This window comes from Niabella aquatica (genome assembly GCF_054779315.1).
This window is the reverse complement of the sequence record NZ_BAAGYM010000008.1, coordinates 386,400-399,955: the sequence shown is the minus strand read 5'-3', so window position 1 is coordinate 399,955 and position 13,556 is coordinate 386,400. Positions and strand designations below refer to the sequence as shown.

Below are 13,556 nucleotides of genomic sequence, written 5' to 3'. Positions count from 1 at the left end.
TCACCAATACTTGTCCATAGCCTTAGCACCATTCCGGTATGATCCAACGGCAGGAAGCCCAATTCAGAGAAAAATTATTAAGCGGGCTACAAATGCGGGTATCTTTCATCAATCAGCCCTTCTTCTTTCATTCTTTGCCAGAATATAGCAGGAATTTCAGCATTCGCCATTTCTATATTATGCCTTACCCGTTTAGGATTGCTGCTGTTTAAGGCGATACTTTTTACGCCGGGAATATGCAAACCAAAATAAATAGCAGCAGCAGCAGGCGCGATGTTGTATTCCCCGCATAGTTCATTAAACCGGTCGCGCCATTTATAATATTTTGTATGCTCCGGATTCTCCCTGCTCAGCTGTATATAATCGAAAAAATCGCTGCCCATCAGAAAGCCTCCGTGAAAAACTGCCGAGTTGATAACAGTAATCCCTTTTTGATGCAGGGTTTCTACAAAATCAATCAGCTCCCTGGGATGATGGTAGATGGTATAGCTATTGGCTATCATTACCCAATCCAGCCGCACATCCCTCGATATTTTTTCAATAGAGCGCCAGTCTTTAGCGCCGATACCAATACCCGCCACTATCCCTTTATTCTTCAGATCGGTTAAAGCACGGTAAGCTTCCAGTACATCTGCATATCTTTTTTGATAATCGGCATCATCTTTAGCCGCTGCCAGGTATTCATCGGGGTCATGTACCGATGCCAGCTGCGAATCGTAGCCGCCGAGCAGTTCATTGCCTTCTTCAAAGCACTGTAATATGCCCTCATAGCTTATTTTTTGCTCGGCATCATACTTCAGGTGCTCCCAAATACCCTGCTCAAAAGTAGGCTCAGGAGTGGTAAGCGGCTTTCTTACCCAGGCAAGTTTGTTACTGATAAGCACCGTATCTCTGGCAATACCCAGCTCTTTTAAACATTTGCCCAAATCTTCCAGAGCCAGCCCCGCGCCGTATTTTCCCGCAGAGTCAAACATGGGTGTTCCGGGGCAGGCATCAATATATTCTTTTACAATATCCATTTTCTCCTGAAGGGTTCTTTCTTTGTAAAGATTTCCAAGCAGGCTGGTACCGGACACCACTTTGGGCAGCGCTAATTGCATATTCTAGAAGCTTTTTTTAATCTTTAAGCTTTTGCTAAAGATAATAAAGAAGCATAAAGATAAATTCAATATTGGGTTCAATTACAATATGAAAAAAATAAAAGTATTTTTATACCCAATCTGTTTTTAACTTGCCGTAAAATACTTCCATGAAGAATAAGTTGTTATTGCTGTTATACATTGTTTTTTCGTTTTCTGGTGCATATGCCCAGTCTTTCGATGCTTTCGAAAAACATGTACTTATAAAAGATCAGGACACCTTACCTTACAGGCTGTTGTTGCCCGATAATTATGACCCGCATAAAAAGTACCCGCTGGTGATTTTCTTACACGGTGCCGGTGAGCGGGGCAATGATAACGAAAAACAGCTTACGCACGGAGCGGCTCTTTTTCTTAAAAATGAGAACAGGGCCCAATTCCCCGCCATCGTAGTATTTCCGCAATGCAGCCAAAGGTCTTTCTGGAGCAATGTAAAAATAACAGGTGCGGGCAAAGACAGGTCTTTTGACTTTACAGCCGGCGGTACCCCTACATTTCCTATGCAACTGGTAATGGAGCTTACGAGGCAGCTTTTTGACAAATACAACGTACAGCGAAAAAAAGTATATGTTATGGGCCTGAGCATGGGTGGCATGGGCACTTTCGAGCTGGTAAACAGGATGCCGCAAACATTCGCTGCGGCAATACCTATATGTGGCGGGGCCAGCACCGCTACAGCTCCTAACCTTAAAAGTGTAAAATGGTGGGTGTTTCATGGAGCTAAAGATGATGTGGTACCTCCCAAATACTCAGAAGAAATGGTCGCTGCAATGAAAAAAAATAAAGTAAATGTTATGTTTACCTTATATCCTGATGCCAATCATAACAGCTGGGATGCAGCTTTTGCAGAACCAGGGTTATTGAACTGGTTATTTTCGCAGCAGCGTAAATAAAAAAAGGCTTACCCTTTATATTATTATCTTATTAAATCCACTCTAATCGTATTATTTTATCCTTAAAAACATGTTATTTTGGCCGCCCAACAAAAACTTTTTTAAGTAAATTTGTTATTATGATAAACCGGTATATAATTTGCTACAAATCAATGGCGCAGCCATATTTTTGTTAACCACAACCGGGATAAATTTTATTTGATGAAGAAAACGTACAGTGTAATAGGTTTAGTGTTATTGGGTGTTGCGGTTACAACCGTGGCAGGGGTTTTATGTGAAATACGCAAACGCAGATCGCATCACCGGCTTTCGGCTGCATCCGATGAGGGATACGAAACAGCCCACGATATTATTTATCCTGATAAATTTACTTCCCGGAACGATAAAAAACTTAGATACGGACCGGTGTTTTAATTGAATACACCGTTTATTCTGGAATAAAGCCACATTCAGCAAGCGTAGGTTTTGCATCTGCCGATCGTAACCATTCATACAGTTTATAGGCTATGGAGTGGTGGTCTACATCAGACCGGATGGCAACATACAATTTTGTTATAAAAGAATAGGTACCGTTTTTAATGGTGCTCTCACCAGGAAAAATGCCATTGATGGCTATTTTAGGTACTTCACTATCGGGTATACGCGCCTGTAAATTTTTATAGTTGTTGAAAGTATAACAGATGGCGTTCTCTTCACCCCGTACTTCTGTAAATACACCAGCCATACCGCCGATGGCACTTGCCGGGAAGTTGGCTGGTTCCAGATTTCCCATTACCAGCGCCCGGAACACTTCCTCACTGCCCGAATTGCGCGGGCGCGTAAACACTTTTATAGCCACGTTTTTACCGCCCACCTGCGACCAGTTGGTTATTTCGCCGGTATATATTTTGCGTATCTGCTCCACTGTAAGCGATCTTACGGGATTCTTCTTGTTTACCAAAAAAACAAAAGCATCTGAAGCAACAGGAGTTTCCATAACCGTAACACCGGCGGCATCAGCATAGGCTTTTTCATCGGGCGAAGCGGTGCTGCTTCTAAGTATAATGTCTGCAGAACCATCAACCAGGTTTATAAACGCATCGTGGGTTTTAGAGCTTTTTAATCTTTGCCAGAAAAAAGAATAATACTTTTCAGGGATTTTTTCATATACCGGCTGCAAGATCCATTCAGAACTAATGCCCGGCGCCACCCATTGGTAAGGTACCCCTAACATTTTACAGGCTACCGTTACGTTCAGTATATATGAAGAGGTAGAGCCATCCACCCTGGGATAATTTTCGAAAGAGATATTTTCTATCCCTGTAAATTTTTCTCCCTGCTTTTCTTTACGACAACCCGTGCAGGCTATAATTGCAGCCAGTAAAAAAAAAGCGGCTTTACTCATAATCGTATAGATTTTGTATTTTGTACAACGTATAAATTTATCTCAACGCAACAGTTAAAATAAATAATACAGACAAAAAAACCCGGGAAATTCTTTTAAAGAAAGCAGTACGAATTCATAATAGAACAGGGATCCCTATTTTTGAAGAGATATGCGTAAATTTTTGCAATACCTATTCAGGAAGCCTGTTTTATGGCTTTCGGACAGGTTTGCCTCGCGCCCGGATAAAGAAAGAATTTATAACGCTCTTTCAAAGCTGTACGATAACATTTTAGAAGAGCCCGGAAAAAAAGGGCCTGTAATTTCCCTGAGCAATTATGGCGGGCGCTTTATTATTTTTTCAGATCAGCATAAAGGCAACCGAAACGGCGCAGACGATTTTGTAACCGCTGAAGCAAGCTACCTCGCAGCACTGGATTATTACTTGCAAAATGATTTTTGTTTCATTGCATTGGGCGACTGTGAAGAGCTTTGGGAAAATCTTTTCTGGCAGGTGAAAAAAGCCTATAAAACTACTTTTGAGCTGGAAAGCAGGTTCCTGTCAAAGAACGCTTTTATAAAAATATTTGGCAATCACGATCTGTATTGGGCGAATGACCCCCTTGCTTCACTTGAGCTGGAAAACATATACGGGCAAAAAGTGAAAGTGTATGAAGGAGCTGTTCTGACAACAGCAGTAAATGACACCCCTTTGCAAATATTATGCACACATGGCCACCAGGGCGATGCGAACAGCGATGGCAACTGGCTTACAAAATTTTTTATAGCCAGGGTATGGGCGCCTTTACAATCTTTCCTGCGCATCAATCCCAATGAGCCCTCCAACGACAGCTACAAAAAAACAGTACACAACGAAATTATGTATGAATGGAGCGCCACACAAAAAAATATGATATTAATAACAGGCCACACGCACCAGCCGGTATTTGAGTCGCTCACCCACCTGGAACGTCTGCACCGGCAAATGCGTTTGGCAGAAGCGCGTAAAGACAAAAACCTGATCGCAAAGATCAATGATGAGGTAAAAACCTATCAAAAACGTTTTGATACGCTCGATGAAGATTATACTACCATTAAACCTACATATTTTAACACAGGCTGCTGCTGTTTCTCGGATGGCGATATAACGGGTATAGAAATAGAAAGCGGCTTTATTCGCCTCATAAAGTGGCAGAATAAAACCGCAAATCCATCCAGAGTTATTTTGGAGGAAAAATTGTTGTCTGACCTCGTATAGCAAAAACCTACCACATAAGCTTTGCCAGCGATTTACCCGCCTTGGCATACGCCTCAGAAATTCGCCAGCTTGTATCAAAATCATATCCCATTGCATCACGGCCCGGTGCATCGTCGATCGTAATAACAGCCACAACCTGGTTTCTGTTAGCTGTTTCTACAATAGTAACAACAGCATCTATATATGCATTCTTTCTCCATGCGCCTACATTAAAGCCGGGTTCTATAAAGGTAGTATGAAATATCAGCGTATATTTTGCATTTTTTTCATTTTTCACACCCGATTTTTCTAAAAACTGTTCCAGGAACTGGGGTTGGTAAGCCCGGCTTCTGTCGTTGATCCATGATTCAGCCCATTTGTCGCCCTTTCCTTCCTCTTTTTTATTGTATTCCTCTCTCTTTTTCGCAATGTACTCTTCTTCATTTTTGAACTTGCCTACACTCAGGTTGTCGTAGGTAAATTCTATGTTCAGGGCTTTTTCGCCTTTAAGAACATGGGCGTTTCCTTCTTTTACTTTTATTTTCTGACCATTTGCAAGGTTGCAAAACAATAGCAATGACGCTATTAACGAGAGCGAATACAGTTTCATAAACGTTGGTTTTTATTTAAAATTTATTGTGTTACAAAAGTAAAGCTATGTTGTCTTCCCTGGTACTGATTGTATAAAATAATATGCTTGATTTGAGTAAGATTGTGCTCATTTTTATAGAAATGAGGCGGCAGGTTTTGTAACTGCAGCGCCTGGCAGGCCAGCCAGAGCGCAAAGGAAGAGACGGTGGGGTATTCCCCGGTTATATGTTTATACCGTACAACCGGTATGGCCGAGCCAAAAGCCTCTTCGCATTTTACATACAGGGGAATGAACCGGTTGTCGCCATTTTCACCCGTAATAAATATCGTGTTATCTCTATGCGGCACATTTTGGCTAATGAATTGTGTAAATTTTTCTGTAACCAGGCGATCATCTCCGCTATGAAATATTTGTATGGCTTTTAATTTGGCCAAAGCTTTATCAGGATTATTATTTACAATAAACATGGTGGCCCCTTCCCCGGCAATTGTTGCAGGTAAATCGGAAGTATATAGCTCATTGCTGGTTTTTGTTTTGCTGTACCAGCCGGCCAGGTAGTCTATATTATAGTTATAAGAAGATATTTCATCTACTCCCCCAACCAGATAATTGTGACCCGGATGCTCATTAATGAGCATTTGAGCATCCAGCAAGGCATTTTCAAAAGCCAAACCATTATGTACATGTGTGGCATTGTAGCCCCGGTTTTGGGTAAGGAGGCTTAATTGCCCGGCAATAGCATTAGGGGTGCTTTGTACAAAATTGGTTGGTGTTAACAGCCCTTCATCATAATCAATGAGCTGGTTAAGAAACTGGATACAATCTTCCATACCGCCGTTAGCCGAGCCAATAATGATCCCATTGATATCGTTGTTTTTTATTAAAGGCAATCCGGCACCGATACCCATTCTCACCGCCTTGCTCATCCGGCGCAGCATAGCCGGTGGCACTCCTTCCAGTACAGGTTCTTTAGCCAACAGTTTTCCATCAGCAGAAACGCTTATTTCTTCCGGGGGAAGGGCACTGTTTGTTTGCTGCGGAGAGATACAGGTATGTTGATGAATATACATGAATAATTATAAGAACCCTTTTTCACGCTTTTGAAAACACCAGCGAAGTGCAATTGCCTCCAAACCCGAACGAGTTAGACATAATATAACGTAGGGGCCGTTGTTCGTATTGCCTTACGGGATGAAGCTTTGTGGTTGCTATTTCCCGGCTGAAATTTAAAGAAGAATATACCTCCTGGTGTTTCAGGCAAAGAATACTGAACACTGCTTCTACGGAACCGGCTGCGCCCAATGTATGGCCGGTATAGGATTTGGTACTTGCAAACGGAGGTACTTTTTCGAATAGCCGCAGCATGGCAACACTTTCTGTTTCATCATTATTTTCGGTAGCGGTGCCATGTGCATTTATAAAATTAATGTCTTCTGGCTGTAGGCCGGCCGTTTCAAGTGCTCTTTGCATACTCAGGTAGGGGCCGTTACCTTCAGCCGAAGTAGAAGAAGGGTGAAAAGCATCATTACTGTTCCCATAGCCGCCTATGACTGCATATATATTTTTACCAGTTGCATCCTCCTCTTTTTCCAATACTAAAAAAGCCGCCGCCTCTCCCAGGTTTAATCCCTTTCTGCCGGCATCAAATGGCCTGCAGGGCTCATCAGATAATATCATCAGCGCATTAAACCCGTTAACCGTGTATTTGGAAAGACTGTCCGCACCCCCTGCAATAACTTTCTTAGCCAGCCCGTTTTTAATTAAACGCGCTCCATACATTATAGCATTAGCCGATGACGAACAGGCCGTGTTAAATGTGTTTATAATTCCACCAATACCAAACTGCTGCTGCAGAAAGGACGTATTAGCGCTGTTAGAATAGGATTGCAGGTAGGGAGAAGTGCTTTGCCGCAGCGAATTAGCATCCGTATACATTTCATCGGTCAGGCACATACCACCAACGGTACTGCCGCCAATCAGCGCAGTAGCAGCATCATTAAGTTCCGCTTTTGATAAAGCGGCATCTGTTATCGCCTGTTGTGCAGCATGATAAGCCATAAGATCTGTTCTCGTAGCCGAAACATCTGTAATGTTCAGCTTTTCAGCAAGATCAGCAGTAGCCGTTTTAATTTCCCCGAAAGGTAGCTTTTCCGTGTATTTACTACGCAAAAAACGGGCCTTGCCAATACCACTTTTACCACTTATTAAAGCGGCGCGGTTTTCACTGAGCGTATTTCCAGCTGCAGTGATAATACCCATACCTGTTACTACAACCCGGCCCACTGCAACAGATTATTTAATACGATGTTGCTCAATATAATCAACCATTGTGTTTACATTGGTCAATATTTTTCTTCCCTCTTTAGGATCCTGTATATTAATTCCGTATTCGCGTGAAAGCATCACTATCAGCTCAATAGAATCAATAGAATCTAATCCCAGTCCCTCACCAAATAACGGCTCCTCATCCTTAATATCGGAAGGGTTTACAGTGTTAAGGTTTAAAAACTTTACTATTTGCTCTTTTACCTGTTGTTTCAGCGCTTCTTTTTCCATATTACTTTTTTAAAAGTATAAGCACCAAAAATAACAACTTAGCAACAATTCCATTAATTTATAATAGCAAAACCCGTAAATATATAATATAATGGTGTATCATGTAATACCCGAACACCGCTCACCGAGGGCACAACTTTTGATTTGTGCCGCGAATAAGAGCAGGTAGCTTGAGTAAACAGCGCGGGACCTGAATATCCCGGGTTACGTTGTCTCCCCAACCGAAAACCCTTCAAAAATATCAGGCATCCACGCACATCATACATCTATTTAAACAATGAGTTAACTTTGTCCCTGTAAAAATGATCAACGTGCGAAAAAAAACCATCTTTTATATCGTCTTTTTTGTTGTGCTGTCCCTGGTATTTTATGCTATTGCATCGTGGTTTATTCCCGGTTATAATAACAGAAAGCTGGAACCCATCAGTAAGGTGGCTGAATTTCAATTCACGAATCAGGATGGGCAGCCTTTTACCAATAAAGAGGTGGAAGGTAAAGTATATGTGGCCGAGTTTTTCTTTACCACCTGCCCTGGTATTTGTCCTATGATGAACGATAATATGAAACAGGTATACGAAAAGTTTAAAAATGAGCCCGGCTTCCGTATCCTTTCCTATACCTGCGACCCCAAAACAGATTCCGCGGCAAGACTTAAAGTATATGCCGATTCTATGAAGGTAAATACCGATAAATGGATATTTCTTACCGGCAGGAAGGATAGTCTCTACAATATGGCAAGGTTCAGTTATTCTATTGACGATGTTAATAATAACCTGGCTAATATTGAAGATGACTTTGTCCACAGTCAGCTATGGGCGCTGGTAAACCGAAAAGGCGAGGTAATCGCTATTTATGATGGGCTGAAACAAAAGGAAATCAACGGGCTGATTAAAGACATTGAAAAAGAATTAAAGACTTTATAATTCCCAGCTATGAAATCTATTGAATCCATATTAAAAGCGAATAAACTAAGCGTCACATCAGGCAGGCAGAAAATTTTGCAGATGTTCCTGAACAGCGGCGGCGCATTGGCACATGCAGATATAGAAAAAAGTGCAGGGGAGCATTTTGACCGGGTAACCATTTACCGTACTTTACAGGCTTTTGTGGAGAAAGGACTGATACATACCATTCCTACTTCGGATAATTCTATAAAATATGCCTTATGTAAGAACGATTGTACCGAAGGCCATCACCATGATCAGCATGTACATTTCGTTTGTACTTCCTGTAACAATACTTACTGTTTGGATGGGGTGGTAACTCCTGATATCCATTTGCCCAGAGGCTATAAACTGGCTGATCTTGAAGTAGTTGCGAAAGGTGTATGTATAAATTGCAGCCGGTAAGCACAAAAAAGCCCTGAGGTAGAAACATCAGGACTTTTGATTAATGTTTTGATTAGGGGATCTAAATTAGATGCTTTTTATAAAAAATCCAAAAAAAATATCTCTTTAATTTCCATTAATTAACGCCGATCAAGTTTATTCCTTTTTACCGCCAACTAGGGAATAAAGTATAGAAGAGCCCAGCGACAATAAGATACTGAAGGCCAGTGCCCACCAGAAGCCATCTACCTGGGCTCCTTTAAAAAAACTTTCAGCCAGCAGCACCATAAGCGCATTAATAACCAGCAGAAATAAACCCAAAGTGAGCATAGTAACGGGTATAGTTAATATCACCAGGATGGGTTTTACGATAGCATTAAGCAAGGCTAATACCAGGGCAAAAAGCGCTGCTGTTTTCATGTCGGCAAAATGTACGCCACTTAAAATATTCTGTAACAGGTAAGCAATTAAACCAGTGATCAGCACTTTGAGGATAAAATTCATTGGGGTGCAATTTTGAAGCGTAAAGATAATTACTAATAAGTCATGAAGTTAGTACAATATTATCTTAATAATATTTTTAAAAATACTTTGGTATATGCAGCGCTATTCTTTGTTTAAAGATACATTTGTGTATGCGTCGAAGGATCATTTATATTGTAAACCCCATTTCCGGCACAAGCTCTAAGGACAGGGTTCAAAATATTATAGCGGCCGAAACATTGAAGACAGGGATTCCTTTCCGTTTTTTTCCTTCGGTTGCCGATGGGAACTACTCGTTCATGAGGGACACCGTCACTTCAGAAAAAATAACAGACATTGTAATTGTAGGCGGCGACGGTACCGTAAGCCAGGTAGTGGATAGCTTAAAGGACATGCCGGTCCATTTTGGTATTATTCCCTGCGGATCGGGGAACGGGCTTGCATTTGGCGCGGGGATTCCTAAAACGGCTAAAAAAGCACTTGAGGTTATTTTCAATAACCGCACACATTTAGTAGACGGCTTCAGGATCAACAACCAGTTTGCCTGTATGCTTTGCGGCATCGGCTTTGATGCGCAGGTAGCCCACGATTTTGCAAAAGCCAACCAGCGGGGGCTGATAACTTATGTAAAAAAAGTGTTCCACAATTTTTTCTCTGCAAAATCATATTCCTTTAAAATAAAGCTGAACAATAAAACCTTTAAAACCGAAGCCTATTTTATAAGTATTGCCAATAGCAACCAGTTTGGCAATAATTTTACCATTGCACCCAAGGCCAGCCTCAACGATGGTAAGATTGATGTGGTGATCGTTACCGATCAATCCAGGCTGACACTGCTATACAATACAATGATGCAGGTGAGCGGATTGAATGGTTTACAGAAAAAAGAAAACATTAACGAAAGCAAAAGTGTTATATACTTTCAAACCAGCGAAATAAGTATAAGTAATTACAATGAAGCTCCTTTACATATAGACGGTGAGCCCGTGGAAACAGTACAAAAATTACATATTATAACAGAGCCGTCCTGCTTTAAGTTGCTTACCAATAAAAAAAATTTGTAATGCCCGATACATTAAAGTTGCCTAGTTTTTATATGCCCGATACCGTTGATGCCGGCTGTGATGAGGCCGGGCGCGGCTGCTTTGCCGGGCCGGTATTTGCAGCCGCAGTGATACTACCTGCCGGCTTTTATCATCCGTTGCTGAACGACAGCAAACAGGTAAATGCGGCAACGCGCGATATTTTACGGACTTATATTGAATCGGCTGCATTAGCATACAGCGTGGCTATGGTAGATGTAGCAGAAATTGATACGATTAATATTCTGAAAGCTTCGCAAAAGGCCATGCACCTGGCCCTGGATGGATTACAGGTTCGGCCGCAATTTATTTCTGTAGACGGCAACTATTTTATTCCCTATAAAGAAGTGCGTCATCAGTGCATTATTAAGGGCGACGCCAAATATGCGCATATTGCAGCAGCCAGCATACTTGCCAAAACCTACCGCGATGATTATATGCGGCAGCTACATGCAGTTTTCCCGCGGTATAACTGGCATTCCAATAAAGGCTACGGAACGCCCGAGCATCGTTCAGCTATTGAAACCTATGGCATTTGCGAGCACCATAGAAAAAGTTTTAAGATAACCGCTGCCCAGCTCAGCTTTTTTGAGTAGGATCCATTCAAATAATTCAGCTGCAACTTGTTGATTGTCATTTTCCTGGAGTATCTAAAAATGCCGTGTACGTATAGCCAATTTTAGGGATATGCTTCAATACCCCTGAATTTTCTTTATTTTTAAATCTGGTAAAATAGCCCGTACACTCCCATTTGGCGGAATTAAATTATAAAAATCAAAAAATATACACATGAATAAAGTATTGCTAATAGCTGCTTTAGGCTTTGCTATCAGTATTAATAATACTTATGGGCAAACAGCGAAAAAAACTGAAAAGGAAGAGAAAAGCAAAAAAACTGAAAACAAAAAAGAAACAGCAGAAGAGCGTGATGAACGCCGTAAAGAAGATATGCGCCGGTTCGGACGCGCACAGGCCGATTTCTGGAAACGAGAGCACGAACGGCATGTAGAAAAAAAAGAAGCCAAAGAAAAAAATAGTGGAAAAGAACCATCTAACGTAAAGGAAGAAAAAGAGGCCGGCAAAGAAGATGCAAAAGCTGATAAAGAAGCAGTAAAAAAAGAAGGTCCGCGTAAGCCGCCTTCTCCTTTTAAAAAGAAAAAAAAGGAAAAAGAATAATTTTTTAAGTCCCGCTACAGCGGGACTTTTTATTAAAGCCTGCTTAAGCTATCAGTTTTAACCACAGAAAATTCGCGGGGAGCACTGCTTCTTTTTTAAATAAGTGTAAACAGGACTCTTTACTAAAAAATAGTTAACACTTTTTTTTGTACACAACCTGTTGCGTTCAATAGCGGTCTGTTATACAGGAACACCACTTTGGCATAGTGGTTGAAATAATTATCTGAACTATTAAACTTATTAACGATGAAAAGAATAATCCTGTTCCTGTTTCTTGCAGTATTTACTTTAGCTGCAACAGATGCATTTTCACAAAGAAGGCCGCATCCACCTCATAAGGTGCATTATAAAAAATATAAGCACAAAAAGCCCGGAAAGCATCATATAGCAAAATATCATCATAAGAAATATCATCCCCGCCATAAATACCGGCGCGCACCATTACCCCCCAGGCCGCCACGCCATCCTTTTGCCCATCATCCACCGTTACCACCTCATCCACCATTGCCCCCGAGGCCATAAGAACGGCTATATAGTAAAAACAGAAAGGGCATAATAAAAGTAAAATGGCACATCTGCGTCAGCATACCTGGTGCAGATGTGCAATAAAATACGTGATATGCCTTTTTTTTGTTTGTAGGATAAACACCTGAAACGCCAGCCTGCTTATCAGCCATTAATTCAGGTCGGGCCTATTACATATGATTAAACAGCCTGTTTAGCTTTTTGCATTTTTACTTTTATGCTGGAATTATTGGATGTTGAAATCAGCTGCAGGAACTGCGATGTAGAAAATATTCTGAACCAGCATACAGACAAATCTTAATTATTGCGCCGGTCCAGCCCCCAGATGAGTTTTGTTTGGATAGTGTGAAGAAAATTATTCTCGCTGAGGCGCAACAGGTTAATAGTGAATTTTTCTTTTCTTACCGCCAGCGAAACGTTTTTTGAGATGATCTCTTTTCTCGAATCAAGCGCGCAGATGATCTCATCGGACCGGCTTTCAATTTCAAAAGAAATAATACTGTTGTCATTTATAACCAGCGACCTTACATTTAAGTGATGGGGAGCCACAGGAGTTATGGTAAAGTTTTCAGAATCGGGAAAAACAATTGGGCCTCCGCAACTCAGCGAATAGCCGGTAGAGCCGGTAGGCGTGCAAACAATGAGGCCGTCTGCCCAATAAGTATTTAAAAATTCACCATTAATATAGGTATGGATCTTTAGCATGGATGCCATATCGCGTTTGTGAATGGCAAATTCATTCAGTCCGAACGGTATGTCGGCAAACAGGGGCATGTCAGCATCCACGTGAATCAACGACCGTTTTTCGCTGATATAAGTTCTCAATGCCAGTGCTTTTATAGCCAGCGACAGATTATCGCGCCCTATGCTGGCCAAAAAACCCAGGCGACCGAAATTGATGCCCATTATAGAGATGGGCTTGTCTTTTACAAGGGTAATAGTATCCAGTATCGTTCCATCGCCGCCCAGGCCAATAATAAATTCAACTTCTTTATCCAGTTCTTCCCCGGTCGTAAAAGTAGGCGTTTGGTCGGGCAGGTTGAGGTAGGGCTTTAAGCTGGCCAGTAAAGGCTCGTAAACAGTATATTTGAGCCTGTAATTTTTAAGCTCTTCGAAAAACGTTTTTACATCAGCAAACGATTCCGGATCTATACCCCTGCTATATACCGCTACCTTCATATT

The 13,556-nt window shown here is 41.4% G+C and carries 17 protein-coding genes; 8 read left to right on the top strand and 9 right to left on the bottom strand.

Annotated features, from left to right (window positions below; all coding sequences use genetic code 11):
* Positions 1 to 86: 86 nt before the first annotated feature.
* The gene (locus tag ACYVBM_RS08725) at positions 87 to 1,100 is read right to left on the bottom strand and encodes an aldo/keto reductase (protein ID WP_460685258.1); all 1,014 of its coding nucleotides are present in this window, start codon (positions 1,098 to 1,100) and stop codon (positions 87 to 89) included.
* Between the two features lie 149 nt (positions 1,101 to 1,249).
* Between ACYVBM_RS08725 and ACYVBM_RS08720 the strand changes: the two genes are divergently transcribed.
* Together ACYVBM_RS08720 and ACYVBM_RS08715 are read left to right on the top strand one after the other, a co-directional pair.
* Entirely contained in the window at positions 1,250 to 2,032 is a 783-nt protein-coding gene (locus ACYVBM_RS08720; RefSeq protein WP_460685257.1) for a carboxylesterase family protein, read from the top strand.
* Between the two features lie 201 nt (positions 2,033 to 2,233).
* On the top strand, positions 2,234 to 2,446 hold the full coding sequence (locus ACYVBM_RS08715; protein ID WP_460685256.1) for a hypothetical protein: 213 nt from the start codon (positions 2,234 to 2,236) through the stop codon (positions 2,444 to 2,446).
* A 13-nt stretch (positions 2,447 to 2,459) separates the two neighbouring features.
* On the opposite strand, the gene ACYVBM_RS08710 is transcribed toward ACYVBM_RS08715, so the two are convergent.
* On the bottom strand, positions 2,460 to 3,416 hold the full coding sequence (locus ACYVBM_RS08710; RefSeq protein ID WP_460685255.1) for a PstS family phosphate ABC transporter substrate-binding protein: 957 nt from the start codon (positions 3,414 to 3,416) through the stop codon (positions 2,460 to 2,462).
* Positions 3,417 to 3,567: 151 nt separating this feature from the next.
* Here ACYVBM_RS08710 and ACYVBM_RS08705 point away from each other — a divergent pair, with 151 nt between their 5' ends.
* Positions 3,568 to 4,653 (top strand): metallophosphoesterase, encoded by a 1,086-nt coding sequence (locus ACYVBM_RS08705; RefSeq protein WP_460685254.1) that lies wholly within the window; start codon positions 3,568 to 3,570, stop codon positions 4,651 to 4,653.
* A gap of 7 nt (positions 4,654 to 4,660) precedes the next feature.
* Here ACYVBM_RS08705 and ACYVBM_RS08700 read toward each other — a convergent pair whose 3' ends face one another.
* The 4 genes from ACYVBM_RS08700 to ACYVBM_RS08685 are packed head-to-tail and all read right to left on the bottom strand — an operon-like array spanning position 4,661 to position 7,780.
* A complete protein-coding gene (locus ACYVBM_RS08700; protein WP_460685253.1) occupies positions 4,661 to 5,242 on the bottom strand; it encodes a hypothetical protein in 582 nt (193 codons plus the stop codon).
* 23 nt (positions 5,243 to 5,265) lie between these two features.
* Positions 5,266 to 6,294, bottom strand: coding sequence for a beta-ketoacyl synthase chain length factor (locus ACYVBM_RS08695; RefSeq protein WP_460685252.1), 1,029 nt, complete (start codon positions 6,292 to 6,294; stop codon positions 5,266 to 5,268).
* 22 nt (positions 6,295 to 6,316) lie between these two features.
* Positions 6,317 to 7,507 (bottom strand): beta-ketoacyl-[acyl-carrier-protein] synthase family protein, encoded by a 1,191-nt coding sequence (locus tag ACYVBM_RS08690; protein WP_460685251.1) that lies wholly within the window; start codon positions 7,505 to 7,507, stop codon positions 6,317 to 6,319.
* A gap of 9 nt (positions 7,508 to 7,516) precedes the next feature.
* Entirely contained in the window at positions 7,517 to 7,780 is a 264-nt protein-coding gene (locus ACYVBM_RS08685; RefSeq protein WP_460685250.1) for a phosphopantetheine-binding protein, read from the bottom strand.
* A gap of 311 nt (positions 7,781 to 8,091) precedes the next feature.
* Here ACYVBM_RS08685 and ACYVBM_RS08680 point away from each other — a divergent pair, with 311 nt between their 5' ends.
* Together ACYVBM_RS08680 and ACYVBM_RS08675 are read left to right on the top strand one after the other, a co-directional pair.
* Positions 8,092 to 8,703 carry an SCO family protein gene (locus ACYVBM_RS08680; protein ID WP_460685249.1) on the top strand — a complete coding sequence of 204 codons (612 nt, stop codon included), beginning with the start codon at positions 8,092 to 8,094 and terminating at the stop codon, positions 8,701 to 8,703.
* 9 nt (positions 8,704 to 8,712) lie between these two features.
* Positions 8,713 to 9,129, top strand: coding sequence for a Fur family transcriptional regulator (locus ACYVBM_RS08675; RefSeq protein WP_460685248.1), 417 nt, complete (start codon positions 8,713 to 8,715; stop codon positions 9,127 to 9,129).
* Between the two features lie 135 nt (positions 9,130 to 9,264).
* On the opposite strand, the gene ACYVBM_RS08670 is transcribed toward ACYVBM_RS08675, so the two are convergent.
* Entirely contained in the window at positions 9,265 to 9,612 is a 348-nt protein-coding gene (locus ACYVBM_RS08670) for a phage holin family protein (RefSeq protein ID WP_460685247.1), read from the bottom strand.
* Positions 9,613 to 9,743: 131 nt separating this feature from the next.
* On the opposite strand from ACYVBM_RS08670, the gene ACYVBM_RS08665 reads away from it, so the two are divergent.
* The 3 genes from ACYVBM_RS08665 to ACYVBM_RS08655 all read left to right on the top strand — a co-directional run bounded on the left by ACYVBM_RS08665 (position 9,744) and on the right by ACYVBM_RS08655 (position 11,849).
* Entirely contained in the window at positions 9,744 to 10,655 is a 912-nt protein-coding gene (locus ACYVBM_RS08665; RefSeq protein WP_460685246.1) for a diacylglycerol/lipid kinase family protein, read from the top strand.
* The gene (locus tag ACYVBM_RS08660) at positions 10,655 to 11,269 is read left to right on the top strand and encodes a ribonuclease HII (RefSeq protein ID WP_460685245.1); all 615 of its coding nucleotides are present in this window, start codon (positions 10,655 to 10,657) and stop codon (positions 11,267 to 11,269) included. The genes ACYVBM_RS08665 and ACYVBM_RS08660 overlap by 1 nt, the downstream gene beginning before the upstream one ends.
* A gap of 193 nt (positions 11,270 to 11,462) precedes the next feature.
* On the top strand, positions 11,463 to 11,849 hold the full coding sequence (locus tag ACYVBM_RS08655; protein ID WP_460685244.1) for a hypothetical protein: 387 nt from the start codon (positions 11,463 to 11,465) through the stop codon (positions 11,847 to 11,849).
* 283 nt (positions 11,850 to 12,132) lie between these two features.
* On the opposite strand, the gene ACYVBM_RS08650 is transcribed toward ACYVBM_RS08655, so the two are convergent.
* Positions 12,133 to 12,369 carry a hypothetical protein gene (locus ACYVBM_RS08650; protein ID WP_460685243.1) on the bottom strand — a complete coding sequence of 79 codons (237 nt, stop codon included), beginning with the start codon at positions 12,367 to 12,369 and terminating at the stop codon, positions 12,133 to 12,135.
* Positions 12,370 to 12,671: 302 nt separating this feature from the next.
* Complete coding sequence (locus ACYVBM_RS08645) at positions 12,672 to 13,553, bottom strand: NAD kinase (protein WP_460685242.1); 882 nt, start codon at positions 13,551 to 13,553, stop codon at positions 12,672 to 12,674.
* Between the last annotated feature and the right edge of the window lie 3 nt (positions 13,554 to 13,556).

Coding starts and splice junctions, on each gene's coding strand:
- ACYVBM_RS08660 (WP_460685245.1), top strand. CDS start 10,655: ATGCCCGATACATTAAAGTTGCCTAGTTTTTATATGCCCGATACCGTT.
- ACYVBM_RS08675 (WP_460685248.1), top strand. CDS start 8,713: ATGAAATCTATTGAATCCATATTAAAAGCGAATAAACTAAGCGTCACA.
- ACYVBM_RS08700 (WP_460685253.1), bottom strand. CDS start 5,242: ATGAAACTGTATTCGCTCTCGTTAATAGCGTCATTGCTATTGTTTTGC.
- ACYVBM_RS08715 (WP_460685256.1), top strand. CDS start 2,234: ATGAAGAAAACGTACAGTGTAATAGGTTTAGTGTTATTGGGTGTTGCG.
- ACYVBM_RS08685 (WP_460685250.1), bottom strand. CDS start 7,780: ATGGAAAAAGAAGCGCTGAAACAACAGGTAAAAGAGCAAATAGTAAAG.
- ACYVBM_RS08670 (WP_460685247.1), bottom strand. CDS start 9,612: ATGAATTTTATCCTCAAAGTGCTGATCACTGGTTTAATTGCTTACCTG.
- ACYVBM_RS08655 (WP_460685244.1), top strand. CDS start 11,463: ATGAATAAAGTATTGCTAATAGCTGCTTTAGGCTTTGCTATCAGTATT.
- ACYVBM_RS08720 (WP_460685257.1), top strand. CDS start 1,250: ATGAAGAATAAGTTGTTATTGCTGTTATACATTGTTTTTTCGTTTTCT.
- ACYVBM_RS08705 (WP_460685254.1), top strand. CDS start 3,568: ATGCGTAAATTTTTGCAATACCTATTCAGGAAGCCTGTTTTATGGCTT.
- ACYVBM_RS08725 (WP_460685258.1), bottom strand. CDS start 1,100: ATGCAATTAGCGCTGCCCAAAGTGGTGTCCGGTACCAGCCTGCTTGGA.
- ACYVBM_RS08650 (WP_460685243.1), bottom strand. CDS start 12,369: ATGGCCTCGGGGGCAATGGTGGATGAGGTGGTAACGGTGGATGATGGG.
- ACYVBM_RS08665 (WP_460685246.1), top strand. CDS start 9,744: ATGCGTCGAAGGATCATTTATATTGTAAACCCCATTTCCGGCACAAGC.
- ACYVBM_RS08710 (WP_460685255.1), bottom strand. CDS start 3,416: ATGAGTAAAGCCGCTTTTTTTTTACTGGCTGCAATTATAGCCTGCACG.
- ACYVBM_RS08645 (WP_460685242.1), bottom strand. CDS start 13,553: ATGAAGGTAGCGGTATATAGCAGGGGTATAGATCCGGAATCGTTTGCT.
- ACYVBM_RS08695 (WP_460685252.1), bottom strand. CDS start 6,294: ATGTATATTCATCAACATACCTGTATCTCTCCGCAGCAAACAAACAGT.